We start from the raw sequence: 14,846 nt of genomic DNA on the forward strand, positions 1-14,846 counted from the left end.
GGCGTGAAAGAATGATGTCCATGGCTAAAGACGTTGACAACATCACCCAGATCAACCCGGCTTGGCCCGCCCACACCCCGGGCAACGGTCACCCGGTGACGGAGATTTCCTCCAAGCTCACAGGCGCATCCAGTCCCTACGGCGACGACCTGATCCTGCCCCGCCCGTGGGAGGAGACCGGGTACGTTCACCCGACGACGCGCATCAACATCGCGCAGTAGTCGCTGCCGACGTAGATCCGCACCGTGCAAAAACGCATGGTGCGGATCTTTTTCGCACGTGTGACTATACCGCTTGGTCTAGTTGAATGGGTAGAATTCTAGACAGATTGGTGCAGAACGGCTATTCTTTCACAGGTCAGCACTAGTTCCCTTTTATCGGGAGGTTTTCATGCTTGTGTCCGGATTAGCGGTGGGAGTTGCGCTCGGCGCTGTTATGCAGAGGGGTAGATTCTGCGTGACGGGCATGATGCGCGACGTGTTCCTACAGAAGAAGGGGCGTGGTCTAGTCGCCCTTTTCATCGTCATCGCTGTGCATGCGGTCGGCTTGGCGGCTCTGACATCCTTGGGCGTCATCGCGCCGGAGTACCGCACCTTCGCCCCGCTCGCCGTGATCGTGGGCGGCCTCATCTTCGGCCTATCCATTGTTCTTGCAGGCGGGTGTGCGTCGGGTACGTGGTACCGCTCGGCTGAGGGGCTCGTTGGCTCCTGGTTCGCGTTGGTGTTCTACGGTCTGTCCGCTGCCGCAATGAAGAACGGCGCGTTGTCGGGATTCAACGACTGGATGAAGCAATGGGATACCGGCTGGACCACTCTGCCAGAAACGTTCGGTGTGTCCGCTTGGTGGTTTGCCATCCCACTGGCGCTGGCCACCGCGTATGCCGCTCACTTTTACCTTGAGCAGGATGCCGCCGCCCCGAAGGTGACCCTCGACGCACCGTGGTACCGCAAGGCGTTGCACCCGTACGTTGCTGGAGCCATCATTGGCGTACTCGGTGTTGTCGCGTGGCCGCTGTCAGCCGCGACTGGGCGTAATGACGGCCTGGGGATCACCACCCCCACTTCCCATGTGACCTCCTACCTTGTCACTGGCGAAGCGGAGTATGTTAACTGGGGCACCCTGCTGGTGCTCGGCCTTTTCGTCGGAGCGTTCATTGCGGCGAAGGCCTCCGGCGAATTCCGAGTTCGGGTTCCGGACGCAGTCACGAGCGTGCGCGCCATCGTCGGGGGAATCGGCATGGGTGTCGGTGCCTCTCTGGCCGGCGGCTGCACCGTGGGCAACGGCATGGTTCAAACGTCCCTGTTTAGCTACCAGGGCTGGGTCGCACTCATCTTCATTGCGGCTGGTGTCTATATCGGTGCGAAGATCTGGCTAAAGCCCAGCAAGGCGGGAGTGTCCCCCGAGGACGCTGGAGACCTGTACACCACCGATGAGTCTGTCCGTTCCAGTCACGATGCTGTTCACGACAGTCAAGAGGCCACCCCGGCTTTCAGCTTCCCGGTCGCTAACGGCGCATTGGCAGTGCAGACGAAGCCGCAACAGGCCCGTAAGGCCCGCCCACTTGGCGGCGGTCGCTACAAACTGGACACTCTCGGCGCTGTGTGCCCATTCCCGCTCATCGAAGCGAAGGATGCGATCGCTGAGCTGGACAGCGGTGAGGCATTGGTGATCGATTTCGATTGCACGCAGGCTACAGAATCCATTCCCCAGTGGGCAGCCGACAACGGCCATTCCGTGAAGGACTTTGTGCAGAACCAGAATGCTGGCTGGCAGATCACAGTCGTTAAGGATGGCGCTTCCTAGGCTAAGCGCCGTCGCAGAAACGAAAAGGGCTTGATTCCGATCTCGTCGGAATCAAGCCCTTTGTGCTTGCTGTTTAGCTAGCGGCCTTAACGCGGCAGCCTAGCGTTGACGGCAGCGATGAAAGCCTGTGCGTCGCCGGACAGGAGAGCGTCGATCAGGTCCTTGTTGGCCTGGTAGAACGCGTTGTAGTCGTTGCGGTTGGCCTTGTATGTTGCCTCAACCTGCGGCGGGACATTCAGGCCGCGGTTGTTCAGCTCGCGGGTGAGGGACTTGTAGAGCTTGTCCACCTCGAGCTCGTTGTTCTTCTTCGGCTGCGGAGCTGCGGCTGGCTTCGGTGCCGGAGCCGGCTTCGCTGCCGGTGCGGTGCGCGGGGTCGGGGCGGAGTTCAGGCCCAGCTTGCGGGAGCATGCCGGCCATGCGCCCCAGCCCTGGCTTGCGAGGGTGCGCTCCGCGACAACAATCTGCTGCTCGCGGGTTGCCTGGTGTGCGTTCGGTGCGAACTCGCCGCCGCCGTATGCGCGCCAGGTGGAAGCGGAGAACTGCAGACCGCCGTAGTAGCCGTTACCGGTGTTGATGTGCCAGTTGCCGCCAGCCTCGCACTGAGCCAGGCGGTCCCAGTCGGAGTCCGGAGCTGCGGACGCGGTCGGCGCGACAAGTGCGGTGGTGGCGATGGCTGCGGTAGCGCCAGCCAGTGCCTTAGCGGACACGGCCTTGGAGTTCTGCTTGCGGTGACGTCCCATAGGGGTGTGTTTTCCTCTCTTGTTCTACGTCTGCGGGGTGAGCTGTCGGGTTCAGGCTGAGGGGGTTCAAGCGCCTGGCCGCGGTGCGCGGCTTCACCCCTAGCGGTCTCGAATATGAGGGTCCGCGTTGCGCCGGAAAATATTCCTGCGCGGGTGGGTCCCCCGCTTCTGTCCTGTTGAGTTATATCGGGCATCGAGCCGGACAAAATTGAACGTGGCTCGTAGCTTGAATTGCACGCCCGTCTGTGGGCATGAGCGTAACTCTAGCGGTTTATAACGATTCAGTCACGTTCCGGAAGCAAGTTGTTGTCAGTGTGACTGATGTGACTCAACTTGCGCACGTTTTGCCGGCGCTGCCTGCGGGAACATAGTAAATGTGACCTATCTAACATCAAGCTGAGTTGGCGTGTTGGCCGGGGTGGCGGGTTCGTCGTAAAGCATAAGCAAACGCGCATTTTCGTGCCGTCGGAGTCGGCTCCGCAAAGGCCCAGTTCGCGTGTGGCTGATGAGGTGTCAGTTACTTGACGTGTGGACGGCACGAAAGTGGGTTTGTCGCGCAGGGAATGTTTTGCCCTGCCGGTGGGTTGTTCTAAGCCAGTAACTAAGATGGATAGCCCTAGTGATTAACGGTGGTGAATGACTAATGCCAGTAGGAAAAGTGAAGTGGTTCGACGCGGAGAAGGGCTTCGGCTTCGTCTCCAACCCGGGGGACGAGGATGTCTACGTGGGCAAGAACGTGCTGCCCGACGGCGTTGAGGACCTGCACCCCGGTCAGCGCATTGAGTTCGATTTCGCAGCCGGTCGCCGTGGGCCGCAAGCACTGCGCGTGAAGCTTCTCGACGCTCCCCGCCGCCGCGCCGTCAACCGCCGCAAGCCCGAGGAACTTGCCAGCATGCTTGCGGATGTCATGTCGATGCTGGAAACCCAAGTTCAACCCGCCCTGGACGCTGGCCGCTACCCGGAGCGCAAGGAAGCCCGCCAGATCGCCGAGATCCTGCGCGCGGTGGCCAAGGAGCTCGACGCCTAGCCAGCCCCGCTATGAGGCTTATGACGCTTCGGTGGAGAAGGCCCAGGTGACCATGACCGGGGTTTCTTCACCTTGCGCATCGGCGCCGACCATGAGGGCGGAAATTTCGATCACCACGAGATTCGCATCCTCGGAGACGACGGGGACATCGACCTCGTCTGCCTCACCGGGGGTGAAGGTGCGCTCAGTGTTAGCGGCGGGGTCGTCGTAAATGCTCAGCAGGGACCACTGCAGTTGGGCCACGTCGTTCGGCACGCTGACGCGGACGTTTTCGGTGCCGGGCTCGACGGGGAGCAGCGCGACATCGCCCTCCGGGCACTCCTGACCGAACTCACAAATGGAGAAGGGCATCGTCGACACCTCGTCACCGGATTCGCCGGCGCTGGCCGTGACTTCGATCTCCTGTGGTGGGGTGCCGGGACGGTTGTTCTGCCAATCCATGTAAAAGTACAGCCCGGCCACAATAGCGACGATGACCACGGCAATGACCGCCAGCATGACGACGGACCGCTGGTTACGTGCAGTGCGTGTTGTGCGAGATTTCGTGCTGCCCATGCCTTTAACTCTACGGTCTACTGCGGGACGAACTTCACGCGGTACAGGTCGGGCCAGCGTTTGCCGGACAGGAGAAACTCCTGGCCGGCGCCAGACGTGTTGGGGAGGTAGGCGATCCCGTTGAGGACGTGATTGGGATCGGGGGTGGCGTTGTTTTGCAGAGGAGAGGCGTCGATAAGCGCTTCGACAGCACCCGTGTCCGCATTGATGCGCACGATGTCCGTAGTCATGAAGATATTGGCGTAGATGTCGTCGCCGACGCACTCGAGCTCGTTGAGTCCCTCGATGGGCTGCTCGTCCATAGTGACAGTGAAGCGTTCACGTTCGGCAAAGGTGTCAGGGTCGATGCGGCGCAGCTGGTCACTGCCGTCGCTGAAGATGACCTCCCCGCCGTCGTCGCGGTGGCAGATGCCCCAGCCATCGCCGTCGTAGTTCACCCGGTCGATCTCATCGAGCGTGTCCGCATCGCGCTTGATGGCAACCTCGTTTTGCCAGGTGAGTTGCCACAGATGATCGTCAACCTGCGTAATGCCCTCACCGAAGAACTCCCGGTCCAAATCCTGGCTTGCTAGTTCCTCGCCCTCGATCGTGGAGCGGTAGATGCGCGACTCGCCCTCCTGGCCGGTAGCCACGTAGAGCGTGCCGTCAGGAGCGACCTCTAGACCTTGGGTGAAACTGCTCTCGTCGAAGTCGTAGCGTTCGAGGACATCAACTGTCAGCTGCTCGACCTGGCTCGAATCCTGCTGCTCGCTAGAGCCCTCCGAGCTCGACGGGGCGCACGCGGTGAGACCGATAATGCTCACTGCTGTCACCGCAGACATAGCGATCTGGGGGAGCCGGACTCGATTCGGGGAGTGGACCATACGGTCTATCTTGCAACACGGTGCGCAATAATGGACATGTGCCACGAAGAAACTCGCGACGTCAACAAACCGGACCGCTGCTGAGCGCCTCCGCCGTGGATACTGCGCGGCGGGCTCTCGAAGAGCTCGACCAGGGGGACATCGGTGACCACATCGGCGTCCACGGCATGAGCGGCAACGTGGCGACGCACCGCTTCGAAGCGTCCGTGCCGGGCTACCCTGGCTGGGAATGGAATGCGGTCGTTGCCTGCGCTGATGGTGCTGACTATGTGACAGTGAACGAGGTCGCCCTCGTGCCCGCCCCCACCGGCGATGCCTTGCAGGCTCCCGACTGGGTGCCCTACAGCGAACGCGTCCGCCCCGGCGACCTGCGCCCGGGTGACCTCATGGAGCCCGCGCCTGACGACGAGCGCCTCACCGACGACTCCTTCGCCCCCGATGCCGTCACCTTCCCCGGCCGCGAAACCAACCAGTATCTGACCACCGCCGGGCTGCGCGCCGCCAAGGAGAGGTGGCGCCGCGGCGACTACGGCCCCAATTCGGCCCACGCCAGCCAAGCCGCTCTACAGTGCCGGACCTGCGCTTTTTACATTCCGGCCGCCGAGCCCCTGGGCAAGAACTTCGGTATCTGCTCCAACGAATACTCCGCTGACGGCCACGTTGTCGCCGCCGTCTACGGGTGCGGCGCCCACTCCGAAACCAAGGTGGCCTCCCACGAGCTCGAGGGTGCCGGGGAGCTTTACGACGACGAAAGCCCCGTCTTCTAGCCGCCGAAAGGGCGCACCCGTTTTGGAAAAATGCCCGTGTAGTGGGACGCTTATCGCGTCATTTTCCGTTTGCTTGTCATGAAAAGGGGACGCGCCCGTGAGCGATCAACCCGCATCGGCTGGATCCACCTCTGGATCGACCAAGGTCACAGCTGACGCAGCCGCCACTGAGACTGCCGACACTACCGGCACGAATACCACCCGCAGCGAACCGCAGTCCGGCCTGGACCGGTTCTTCCACATCTCCGAGCGCGGCTCGAGTGTGGGCACAGAGATTCGTGGCGGTGTGGTCACCTTCTTCGCGATGGCCTACATCGTGCTGCTCAACCCGCTGATCATCGGCACCGGTGAGGACGTCAACGGCACCATCCTTGGCGTGCCGCAGGTCGCGGCGGCGACCGCCCTGGTCGCCGGCGTCATGTGCATCCTCTTCGGTGTCGTGGCGAACTACCCGTTCGGTATCGCGGCCGGTCTCGGCCTGAACACGCTGGTCGCGGTGACCTTGGTCGGTACGGAGGGACTGACCTGGGCGGAAGCGATGGGCCTGGTGGTCATCGACGGTATCGTCATCGTGATCCTGGCCGTATCCGGATTCCGTACTGCAGTCTTCCGCGCGATCCCGGCATCGATGAAGGCGGCAATCGGCGTGGGCATCGGCCTGTTCATCGCCATGATCGGTTTCGTGGACGCCGGCTTCGTCCGCCGCATCCCGGACGCTGCGATGACCACCGTGCCGGTGCAGCTGGGCAACGGCGGTTCGATCGCCACGTGGCCGACGGTCGTGTTCATCCTCGGCCTGTTCATCTGCGGCTTCATGGTGACGCGCAAGATTCCGGGCGGCCTGTTCATCGGTATCGTCCTCAACACCATCATCGCTCTGATCGTCGAGGCGGTTGTCGGTGCAGGTTCCTCTGCAGAGGACCCGTCCGGTTGGTCCCTTGCTGTTCCGTCCCTGCCGGAGTCCCTCGGCGGCGTGCCGGACCTGTCCATCGTGGGCAATATTGACCTCATCGGCGCGTTCGCCCGCGTCGGCGGCATCACCGCGACGCTGCTGGTGTTCACCCTGGTGCTAGCGAACTTCTTCGACGCGATGGGCACCATGACGGCGCTCGGCCGGCAGGCAGGCCTCAACGACGAGCGCGGTGAATTGCCGAACATGAAGAAGGCCCTCGTTGTTGAGGGCTGCGGTGCTATCGCGGGTGGTCTCGGCTCCGCATCGTCGGCGACGGTCTACGTCGATTCGTCGGCAGGCATCGCGGACGGCGCACGCACCGGCCTGGCCAACATCGTCACCGGCCTGCTGTTTTTGGCCGCGATGTTCTTCACCCCGCTCTACGAGATGGTGCCCATTGAAGCCGCCGCTCCGGTGCTGGTCATTGTCGGAGCGCTGATGATGATGCAGATCACCGAAATCGACTGGGACAAGTTCCACATCGCGCTGCCGTCCTTCCTGACCATCGTGGTCATGCCGTTCACGTACTCCATTGCTAACGGCATCGGTGTCGGCTTCATCGCCTTCACCCTCATGTCGCTCTTCGCCGGCAAGGCGCGCGAGATTCACTGGATCATGTGGCTGATCTCGGCCCTGTTCGTGGTCTTCTTCACGGTTGATCCCATTTTGGCGGCGCTCGCTTAAATGGAACGCATCACCGACCCTGCCGACCCGCGTCTAGACGACGTCCGCGACCTCAAAAACACCGATAACTCCAAGCGTTACGTGTTCGGTGAGGGGCCGCTTGTGGCCGGCAGGGTCATTGATTCCCGCTTTCCGCTGCGCTGCGTTGTGGGCTTTGAGAAAAAGCTCGACACGTTCTTCGCCGATCGCGCGGAGCAGGGTCTTGCGCCTATCGACGCACCCGTTTACGTTGTCACCCGCGAACTCCTCGCCGAGGTCGCCGGGTACGACATGCATCGGGGTTTGATTGCGGTGGCGGACAGGGCGGAGGAGACGTCGATAAGCGAGATGCTGAACGCGCGCACGCTGATCGTGCTGGAAGGCGTCGGGGACCACGAGAACATTGGCGCGATCTTCCGCAACGCCGCGGGCATGGATGTCGACGGTGTGCTGCTCGGCGCAGGCACGGCTGATCCGCTGTATCGCCGCAGCGTGCGCGTGTCGATGGGGCATGTGCTGCGCCTGCCGTTCGCGCATTTAGATGGCACGTCGACGACATGGCAGCGCTCGCTGGACCAGCTGCGGGAGCAAGGTTTCCGCTTGGTGTCGCTGACCCCCGACTCGCGCGCGGTGCATCTCGCCGAAGCGCTTGTCGACGACACCGGCCACCCCTATAAGAAAGTCGCCCTCCTCGTCGGTGGCGAGGGACCTGGGCTGACGGAGCACGCAATGCGCGCGACCGATGTCCGTGCGCGCATTCCGATGGCGGCGGGCACTGATTCACTGAACGTGGCCACGTCCGCCGCGATTGCGTTCTACGAACGGCAGCGGTCCTTGCGGTAGCTGGCTGGCTAACCCCGGTCGGAGTGGCGCAGCTTCTCCTGCAGCGTCTCCTTGAGGTTGCGGAACCGGCGGGTCAGGCCGCGGGACACGCGGCGGGCGGCGGCTGCGGAGGCATCGGCGAACTCTGCGAACTCAGTGCCGCCGTCTTCCTCTGGCTCCTCATAGTCGTCGTAGGCATTGGCGGGCTCGGCGAACTTGGCGGCCACCTGATTGACGTTCTTCGGCCCGGGGGAGCGGGGCTCAATTTTCGGCTCCGGGCGGCCGTCGACTGCATAGGCGACAACGTTGACATCCGGGCCACTCGGGGAGATATCCACGCCCAGCAACTCGCGCTGCGCGGTCGCCGCGAGGTCGGCCGGTTCGAACGGCAAGGTAATGCCTCCGAGTTGCTCGGTCGTTTTGCCCGCCCAGAAGTCAGCCTCGAACCACTCGGGGATTCCACTGTCTTCGACGAGCTCCCGGCGCGTTCCACACAGGGAGCGCTTGAGGGTGTCGCCGCTGAAGTGAGCGTAACCGGCGTAACCTGCGCCGTCTGCACCTACGCCTTCGGCGATGACGAATACGTCAGCGGCGGGGACTGCCCGGCGTAGGTGCGCCGGGATCTCCGAAAGCTTCGCACAGTGTGGAAGGAATGTTTGCAGGACGGCCACGCCGGGGTAGCCCGCAATGTAGAACTCGTCCCGCGAGGCCTTTGACGAGCGGTTCAAGGGGAACTGGCCGATCGGGGTGATCGGCCACGCCGGGTTGAGCTGTGCCAGAAGCTTACGGCCGAAACCGCGGTCTGCCTTCGGCTCCGAGTTCAATACAGCCGCCGGATCAGCCGCGTTGACATACCAAATAGTGACCGCCGCAGGGTAACTCATCTGCCGTGACCTACTTCGGGCGCTTCGTGTTTGTCCGCACGCCCAACAACACATCTTCCCAGTGCGGGGTCACAGCCTTGCGGCGGCGCTTCTGCGGCTTGTCCCGCGGGTCTGGTTGCTGGAGGACCTCGCCCTCACTGAAAAGGTTGGGCTGGGTGCGGCTGTTCGGGTGGTCAGCCCCTGGGGGCTGCGCGTTGTGCTCGTCGTACTCGTTGTAGACGTTGTACTCGCCGTGCGGTTGTGGGACCGTCTCGGGGCCGAGGTCGGCCTGGTGGGCGTAGTCGTCGTAGTCTCTGTGGTCGCGGTAGCCGCGTGGATCCACCGTCGGCTCTGTGAGGTCGGCCGGGGCGTTGTACACCGGGTGGCCCACAGAGGAAAGGGAACGGACTGGCTGCGCAAAGGATGGGTCGATCAGGTCGGCGGCGACTGCGTCACGCGGTTCCGTCGTCGCGCCGCTGGCCATGGAGCGACGGAAGTACCATTCGGCCTGGTGCTCTTGGAGGCCAGCCTGCCACGCCACACGCACGACCCACGGTTCGCCAGCTTCGCGGACTGCATCCCAGTGAGCTTCGGCCAAAGCGTGGCCACGGGAGGCGAAGGTGAGCGCGAGCACCTCGAAAAGAGTCTCCGACGCCGGGCCGTCCTCACGAACCGGGTGGGACTGGCGGGCAGCCTCGGCGACCTGGGCCCTCTCAAGCAAAACCGGGTGCGCGTAGGGTTCCACGCGGCTGACTGCCACGCCCATTTCCTCAGCGAGTTCCTCCGTTGTAGCGCCTGCCCGAATGCGCGCTTGAATATCTTTCGGCCGTAGCGACAGGGGAGTAGAGAGTGGATCAGGCTCGGCGGGGGTGCGTTGTGACTCTTCTGGTTCCGCCGGCTCGGCCGGTTGAGCAGGTTCGACAGATCCGGCCTGCTTGACCGGATCCGCTGGCTGCGCATCCGCTGGCTCCACGATGGAATCGGCGGAGTACACCGTGAAGGTGGGGCGGGTGAATTCGGGTTCGGGGGAGTCGGCGGGTTCGTCGACAAGCTCTGCCTCGACTACCTCATAGTTCTCGCTGTCGTCGTCGAAACCGCTGTCGAAGCCTTCGGTCACTGGTTGGGAGGGGATAGCTAGCGGGACCAGTTCCTCGCGCGGAATGCAGAACCGTTCCCCCTCGTGGGTGCTCAACACCCACAGGGTCTCAGTCGATTCTTCAGCGACAACGAAAAGCTCGCGCATCAGGTCTCCTTACACCGATGTCAATCGAGACACCAGCTTAACTGACACGCGAGTGAAAATTGTGGTACTAAGCGCCGTCGGAGCGTTGCACAGTCGCCCGACGGCGCTCCCAAAGAGACTACTTGACGCCGACGCCCTGCTCGAGCAAGAAGTCGATGGCGCTGGTCAGCTTCTCCACGTCGGCGGTGTCCACAGCCGGGAACATGCCGATGCGCAGCTGGTTGCGGCCCAGCTTGCGGTATGGCTCCGTGTCGATGACACCGTTGGCGCGCAGAGCCTTGGCCAGCTCGGCAGCATCGATAGAGTCATCAAAGTCGATCGTGCCCACGACGTAGGAGCGCTTCTCGGTTTCGGTGACGAACGGTGTGGCGTGCGCGTGATTCTCAGCCCAGGAGTACAGGGCCTGGGAGTTGGCCTTGGTGCGCTCCACCATGCCGTCCAAGCCGCCGTTGTCATTCATCCACTTGACCTGGTCGGCCATCATCAACAGCGTGGCCACAGCCGGGGTGTTGTACGTCTGGTTCTTCCGCGAATTGTCCACGGCTGTCTGCAGGTCCAGGAAGGCCGGGATGAAGCGGCCGGACTCCTTGATCTTCGCGATGCGCTCAAGTGCTGCGGGACTCATTGCGGCGAACCACAGGCCACCGTCGGACGCGAAGCACTTCTGGGGGGAGAAGTAGTAGGCGTCAGCGTTGGTCATGTCGACGGGGAGGCCGCCGGAGCCGGACGTGGCGTCGATAAGCACCAGCGCGTCAGTGTTGGGGCGGGTGACGGGCACCATGGCGCCTGTCGACGTCTCATTGTGCGCCCACGCAACAACATCTGCGTCGATGCCGTCCAGCGCGGACGGGTCCGGAGCGCTGCCTGGCTCGGCCTCAATGACCGCCGGCTCCTCCAGCCACGGAGCCTGCTTGGAGGCCTTGGCGAACTTCGAGGAGAACTCGCCGTAGCTCAGGTGAGCGGACTTGTTCTCGATCAGACCGAAAGTAGCTGCATCCCAAAAGGCGGTCGCGCCACCGAGCGACAGCACGATCTCGTAGCCCTCCGGCAGGGAAAACAGCTGGGACAGTCCCTCGCGCACCTCACCAACCACGTCCTTCACGCCCGGCTGGCGGTGGGAGGTGCCAATGATGTGGGCGCCGTCCGCAATCGCATCGAGCTGAGTTCGGCGCACCTTCGAAGGGCCGCATCCGAAACGGCCGTCCTCCGGCACAAGGTCCGCGGGAAGTGTTGGGTAATCGGTCATGGGTGCCCCTTTTAAGATTCAAACTGGAAACTGCACTCACAACAATACTGTGGTGCGCTCTATCGAACCGAAACGGTGTCTGCATGGTCACATCTGCTGATAGAGTTAGCTCATGTCAATTTCGGTGTGATCCGATGTGCACCGTCTGTCGGGGAGAACCTGCAGGCCAGCGCGGGGGCACACCGCCCAACGACTCTTTTGAAAGGTTCGACACGTGGCTACTGACAACAACAAGGCAGTGCTTCACTACCCCGGGGGCGAGTATGAGATGGACCTCATGCCCGCAACCGAGGGCAACGACGGCTTCGTCCTAGGCAACCTCCTGGGCGAAACGGGACTAGTGACCTTCGATCCGGGCTACGTCTCCACCGGCTCGACCGAGTCCAAGATCACCTACATCGACGGTGATGCCGGCATTCTGCGTTACCGCGGCTACGACATCGCTGACCTGGCCAATAACGCCACCTTCAACGAGGTGTCTTACCTGCTGATCAACGGTGAGCTGCCGACGCAGGACGAGCTCGACGCATTCAGCGACGACATCCGCCACCATACGCTGCTCGACGAGGACTTCAAGGCCGCGTTCAACGTCTTCCCGCGCAACGCTCACCCGATGGCTGTGCTGGCGTCTTCGGTGAACATTCTCTCCGCTTACTACCAGGACCAGCTCGACCCGCTGAACGAAGAGCAGCTGAACAAGGCCACGGTCCGCCTGATGGCGAAGGTGCCGATGCTGGCTGCATACGCCTACCGCGCATCCCAGGGTAAGCCGTACATGTACCCGAACAACGCCCTGAACCCGCGCGAGAACTTCCTGCGCATGATGTTCGGTTACCCGACCGAGCCATATGAGGTTGACCCGGTCGTCGTCGACGCACTGGACAAGCTGCTCATCCTCCACGCCGACCACGAGCAGAACTGCTCCACCTCCACGGTCCGCATGATCGGTTCTGCGCAGGCCAACATGTTCGTGTCTATCGCCGGCGGCATCAACGCCCTGGCTGGCCCGCTGCACGGCGGCGCTAACCAGGCTGTCCTGGAGATGCTCGAGGACATCGAGAAGAACAACGGCGGCGACGCAACCGAATTCATGAACCGCGTGAAGAACAAGGAAAAAGGCGTCCGCCTCATGGGCTTCGGCCACCGCGTGTACAAGAACTACGACCCGCGCGCAGCCATCGTCAAGGAATCCGCACACGAGGTGCTCAACCACCTCGGCGGCGACCACCTGCTGGACCTGGCTATGGAGCTCGAAGAGATCGCCCTGAAGGATGACTACTTCGTCGAGCGCAAGCTGTACCCGAACGTCGACTTCTACACCGGCCTGATTTACCGCGCCATGGGCTTCCCGACGGACTTCTTCACCGTCCTGTTCGCCATCGGCCGCCTGCCGGGCTGGATTGCCCACTACCGTGAGCAGTTGGCGATGAACACGAAGATCAACCGCCCGCGCCAGATCTACACCGGTGAGACCCAGCGCGAGTTCGTACCGCGCGACCAGCGCTAAGGAGCGATTTTTCCATGGAGAAGCCCACCATCGACATCCCTGCCGAGCCGGCACCGGTCGACCTGGTCATTGAGGACCTGGTCTCCGGCGAGGGCGAGGAAGCTCAAGCAGGCGGCATGGTCAAGGTCCACTACTTGGGCGTTGACTACGAGACAGGAGAGGAGTTCGACTCGTCTTGGGACCGCGGCGAAGCCGCTGAGTTCCCGCTGACCGGCCTGATCGAGGGATGGCAAGAAGGTATCCCGGGCATGAAGGTTGGCGGCCGCCGCGAACTGACCATCCCGCCGGAGAAGGCCTACGGGCCTGCCGGCGGCGGACACCCGCTGTCGGGCCGCACACTCATCTTCGTCATCGATCTCCTCGAGGCGAATTAATACCCAACGCTCACCCCGGTGAGCGTGCACAATAGGGGGCTATGGAACATTCCGTAGCCCCCTTCGCCACGCTTAACGACGGTTCATCTCTCCCCCTCATCGGCCTCGGCACCTATAAACTGACCGGGCCGGACGCGGCACCCATCATCCGCCGCGCCATCGAGCTGGGGTACCGCCACTTCGACACAGCATCGATGTACGGCAACGAGGACATCCTCGGCCAGACGCTCCGTGAAGCCATTGCGGCCGGTGATGTCACCCGCGAAGAACTCTTTGTCACCTCCAAGGTATGGAACGATGACCAGCACCGAGCCGGTGAAGCTCTAGAGGAGTCGCTGACGCGGAGCGGTCTCGACTACTTCGACCTGTTCCTGGTGCACTGGCCGTGGCCGCAGAACGAAACGTTCATTACCGCGTACGAACAGCTGCTCAGCGCCCGTGAAGCTGGCACGATCCGTTCGGTCGGGGTGGCGAACTTCTACGAAGAAGTGCTGGCCGAGCTGATCGACGCCACCGGTGTCGCCCCCGCCGTCAACCAGGTGGAGATGCACACCGGATTCACCCAGCCTGATCTGCGTGCCTTCCACGATCGCCACGGCATTATTACGGAGGCATGGGCACCGTTGGGTAGGGGAGAGGTGCTTGGTGGGGAAGTGGTGCGGCGAGTCGTCGATAAGCATGCGGACAGCGGGGCAACAGCCGCGCAGGTCGCGCTCGCGCACCTCATGGCGCACGGCGTGTCGGTGATTCCAAAAACCTCGGATCCGCAGCGCTTGGAGGAAAACCTCGGGGCGGTGCACCTCGAGCTCGACAGTGACGATGTGCGTTCTTTAGATGGTGTCGTCGGGGCGCGCCAGTCCAACGATCCGCGTGTTTTCCCTGGCTGAAAGTACTTGCAGTAACTACCTATCGTTGTGGGGGTGGAAGCTCCACAATAGTTTTCGCACGTAAACATGTTTTGCGGGGGTAACCGGGGATGCATGGACGGTTAGATCGTTCAATTCGCCCACGGTTTTGTGTGCTTTAAGTTACATTCGTTGCAGGTTGTAATCACCTCAACTGATGAAAGGACACGGCCATGGCCAATGGTTCGACAGCGGTGTCGCAGCGCAGGGAGCCCACCCCGCAGGACTTCGTGAACATGCAGCAAAGCGAGCAGTTCCAGAAGCTCCGGGGCACCTACCGCACGTTCACCTTCCCGGTCTCTATCGCCTTCTTTGTCTGGTACATCTTCTACGTCGTGTTCGCGACGTTCTGGCCGGACGTCATGGCACAGCCCTTCCTTGGCCTGAACGTGGGCCTGTGGCTGGGTATTGCACAGTTCGTGACCACGTTTGCCATCACCTGGGCATACGTCGTCTACGCGAACAAGAACATCGAGCCGCAGGCAGCGGCGATCCGTGAAGAGATGGAGGGCTAAC

The 14,846-nt window shown here is 62.5% G+C and carries 16 protein-coding genes and 1 riboswitch; of the genes, 10 read left to right on the forward strand and 6 right to left on the reverse strand.

Features of this window, described 5'->3' with window-relative positions; translation table 11 throughout:
* Positions 1-20: 20 nt before the first annotated feature.
* Together KBX07_RS09765 and KBX07_RS09770 are read left to right on the forward strand one after the other, a co-directional pair.
* Positions 21-221, forward strand: a complete 201-nt coding sequence (locus KBX07_RS09765; protein WP_255995776.1) for a hypothetical protein — start codon at positions 21-23, stop codon at positions 219-221.
* 169 nt (positions 222-390) lie between these two features.
* Positions 391-1,803, forward strand: coding sequence for a YeeE/YedE thiosulfate transporter family protein (locus KBX07_RS09770; RefSeq protein WP_256023981.1), 1,413 nt, complete (start codon positions 391-393; stop codon positions 1,801-1,803).
* 86 nt (positions 1,804-1,889) lie between these two features.
* Here KBX07_RS09770 and KBX07_RS09775 read toward each other — a convergent pair whose 3' ends face one another.
* Complete coding sequence (locus tag KBX07_RS09775; RefSeq protein WP_256023982.1) at positions 1,890-2,543, reverse strand: resuscitation-promoting factor Rpf1 domain-containing protein; 654 nt, start codon at positions 2,541-2,543, stop codon at positions 1,890-1,892.
* A 9-nt stretch (positions 2,544-2,552) separates the two neighbouring features.
* Positions 2,553-2,752, reverse strand: a riboswitch (cyclic di-AMP (ydaO/yuaA leader).
* A gap of 434 nt (positions 2,753-3,186) precedes the next feature.
* On the opposite strand from KBX07_RS09775, the gene KBX07_RS09780 reads away from it, so the two are divergent.
* A complete protein-coding gene (locus tag KBX07_RS09780) occupies positions 3,187-3,570 on the forward strand; it encodes a cold-shock protein (RefSeq protein ID WP_005291463.1) in 384 nt (127 codons plus the stop codon).
* Between the two features lie 18 nt (positions 3,571-3,588).
* On the opposite strand, the gene KBX07_RS09785 is transcribed toward KBX07_RS09780, so the two are convergent.
* Together KBX07_RS09785 and KBX07_RS09790 are read right to left on the reverse strand one after the other, a co-directional pair.
* A complete protein-coding gene (locus KBX07_RS09785; RefSeq protein WP_005291461.1) occupies positions 3,589-4,125 on the reverse strand; it encodes a DUF2771 domain-containing protein in 537 nt (178 codons plus the stop codon).
* Positions 4,126-4,142: 17 nt separating this feature from the next.
* On the reverse strand, positions 4,143-4,988 hold the full coding sequence (locus tag KBX07_RS09790) for a glutaminyl-peptide cyclotransferase (RefSeq protein ID WP_005291459.1): 846 nt from the start codon (positions 4,986-4,988) through the stop codon (positions 4,143-4,145).
* A gap of 38 nt (positions 4,989-5,026) precedes the next feature.
* On the opposite strand from KBX07_RS09790, the gene KBX07_RS09795 reads away from it, so the two are divergent.
* The 3 genes from KBX07_RS09795 (at position 5,027) to KBX07_RS09805 (ending at position 8,213) form a co-directional block, all read left to right on the forward strand.
* Entirely contained in the window at positions 5,027-5,755 is a 729-nt protein-coding gene (locus tag KBX07_RS09795; protein WP_040423813.1) for a DUF3027 domain-containing protein, read from the forward strand.
* A gap of 223 nt (positions 5,756-5,978) precedes the next feature.
* Positions 5,979-7,391: an NCS2 family permease gene (locus tag KBX07_RS09800; RefSeq protein ID WP_040424636.1), complete on the forward strand. Its 1,413-nt coding sequence runs from the start codon at positions 5,979-5,981 to the stop codon at positions 7,389-7,391.
* Positions 7,392-8,213, forward strand: a complete 822-nt coding sequence (locus tag KBX07_RS09805; protein WP_005291453.1) for an RNA methyltransferase — start codon at positions 7,392-7,394, stop codon at positions 8,211-8,213.
* A gap of 8 nt (positions 8,214-8,221) precedes the next feature.
* Here the strand turns inward: KBX07_RS09805 and KBX07_RS09810 are convergent, their stop codons facing one another.
* The 3 genes from KBX07_RS09810 to serC all read right to left on the reverse strand — a co-directional run bounded on the left by KBX07_RS09810 (position 8,222) and on the right by serC (position 11,544).
* Positions 8,222-9,076, reverse strand: a complete 855-nt coding sequence (locus KBX07_RS09810; protein ID WP_005291451.1) for a hypothetical protein — start codon at positions 9,074-9,076, stop codon at positions 8,222-8,224.
* A gap of 10 nt (positions 9,077-9,086) precedes the next feature.
* Positions 9,087-10,298 carry a septation protein SepH gene (gene sepH, locus KBX07_RS09815; RefSeq protein WP_005291449.1) on the reverse strand — a complete coding sequence of 404 codons (1,212 nt, stop codon included), beginning with the start codon at positions 10,296-10,298 and terminating at the stop codon, positions 9,087-9,089.
* Positions 10,299-10,416: 118 nt separating this feature from the next.
* Positions 10,417-11,544: a phosphoserine transaminase gene (gene serC / locus KBX07_RS09820; protein ID WP_005291447.1), complete on the reverse strand. Its 1,128-nt coding sequence runs from the start codon at positions 11,542-11,544 to the stop codon at positions 10,417-10,419.
* A 214-nt stretch (positions 11,545-11,758) separates the two neighbouring features.
* On the opposite strand from serC, the gene KBX07_RS09825 reads away from it, so the two are divergent.
* The 4 genes from KBX07_RS09825 (at position 11,759) to KBX07_RS09840 (ending at position 14,845) form a co-directional block, all read left to right on the forward strand.
* Complete coding sequence (locus KBX07_RS09825) at positions 11,759-13,051, forward strand: citrate synthase (RefSeq protein WP_005291444.1); 1,293 nt, start codon at positions 11,759-11,761, stop codon at positions 13,049-13,051.
* Positions 13,052-13,065: 14 nt separating this feature from the next.
* The gene (locus KBX07_RS09830) at positions 13,066-13,425 is read left to right on the forward strand and encodes an FKBP-type peptidyl-prolyl cis-trans isomerase (RefSeq protein WP_005291441.1); all 360 of its coding nucleotides are present in this window, start codon (positions 13,066-13,068) and stop codon (positions 13,423-13,425) included.
* A gap of 41 nt (positions 13,426-13,466) precedes the next feature.
* Positions 13,467-14,312: an aldo/keto reductase gene (locus tag KBX07_RS09835; protein ID WP_005291439.1), complete on the forward strand. Its 846-nt coding sequence runs from the start codon at positions 13,467-13,469 to the stop codon at positions 14,310-14,312.
* A 191-nt stretch (positions 14,313-14,503) separates the two neighbouring features.
* A complete protein-coding gene (locus KBX07_RS09840; protein ID WP_005291437.1) occupies positions 14,504-14,845 on the forward strand; it encodes a DUF485 domain-containing protein in 342 nt (113 codons plus the stop codon).
* The last annotated feature ends 1 nt before the right edge of the window (position 14,846 follow it).

Origin of the sequence: Corynebacterium sp. CCUG 70398, from assembly GCF_024454055.1 — a bacterium.
In the GTDB taxonomy this organism is placed as follows: Bacteria; Actinomycetota; Actinomycetes; order Mycobacteriales; family Mycobacteriaceae; genus Corynebacterium; species Corynebacterium genitalium.

What these genes read in the sequence shown, in the direction of transcription:
- KBX07_RS09765 (WP_255995776.1), top strand. Translation starts at nt 21, where the DNA reads ATGGCTAAAGACGTTGACAACATCACCCAGATCAACCCGGCTTGGCCC.
- KBX07_RS09770 (WP_256023981.1), top strand. Translation starts at nt 391, where the DNA reads ATGCTTGTGTCCGGATTAGCGGTGGGAGTTGCGCTCGGCGCTGTTATG.
- KBX07_RS09775 (WP_256023982.1), bottom strand. Translation starts at nt 2,543, where the DNA reads ATGGGACGTCACCGCAAGCAGAACTCCAAGGCCGTGTCCGCTAAGGCA.
- KBX07_RS09780 (WP_005291463.1), top strand. Translation starts at nt 3,187, where the DNA reads ATGCCAGTAGGAAAAGTGAAGTGGTTCGACGCGGAGAAGGGCTTCGGC.
- KBX07_RS09785 (WP_005291461.1), bottom strand. Translation starts at nt 4,125, where the DNA reads ATGGGCAGCACGAAATCTCGCACAACACGCACTGCACGTAACCAGCGG.
- KBX07_RS09790 (WP_005291459.1), bottom strand. Translation starts at nt 4,988, where the DNA reads ATGGTCCACTCCCCGAATCGAGTCCGGCTCCCCCAGATCGCTATGTCT.
- KBX07_RS09805 (WP_005291453.1), top strand. Translation starts at nt 7,392, where the DNA reads ATGGAACGCATCACCGACCCTGCCGACCCGCGTCTAGACGACGTCCGC.
- KBX07_RS09810 (WP_005291451.1), bottom strand. Translation starts at nt 9,076, where the DNA reads ATGAGTTACCCTGCGGCGGTCACTATTTGGTATGTCAACGCGGCTGAT.
- sepH (WP_005291449.1), bottom strand. Translation starts at nt 10,298, where the DNA reads ATGCGCGAGCTTTTCGTTGTCGCTGAAGAATCGACTGAGACCCTGTGG.
- serC (WP_005291447.1), bottom strand. Translation starts at nt 11,544, where the DNA reads ATGACCGATTACCCAACACTTCCCGCGGACCTTGTGCCGGAGGACGGC.
- KBX07_RS09830 (WP_005291441.1), top strand. Translation starts at nt 13,066, where the DNA reads ATGGAGAAGCCCACCATCGACATCCCTGCCGAGCCGGCACCGGTCGAC.
- KBX07_RS09835 (WP_005291439.1), top strand. Translation starts at nt 13,467, where the DNA reads ATGGAACATTCCGTAGCCCCCTTCGCCACGCTTAACGACGGTTCATCT.
- KBX07_RS09840 (WP_005291437.1), top strand. Translation starts at nt 14,504, where the DNA reads ATGGCCAATGGTTCGACAGCGGTGTCGCAGCGCAGGGAGCCCACCCCG.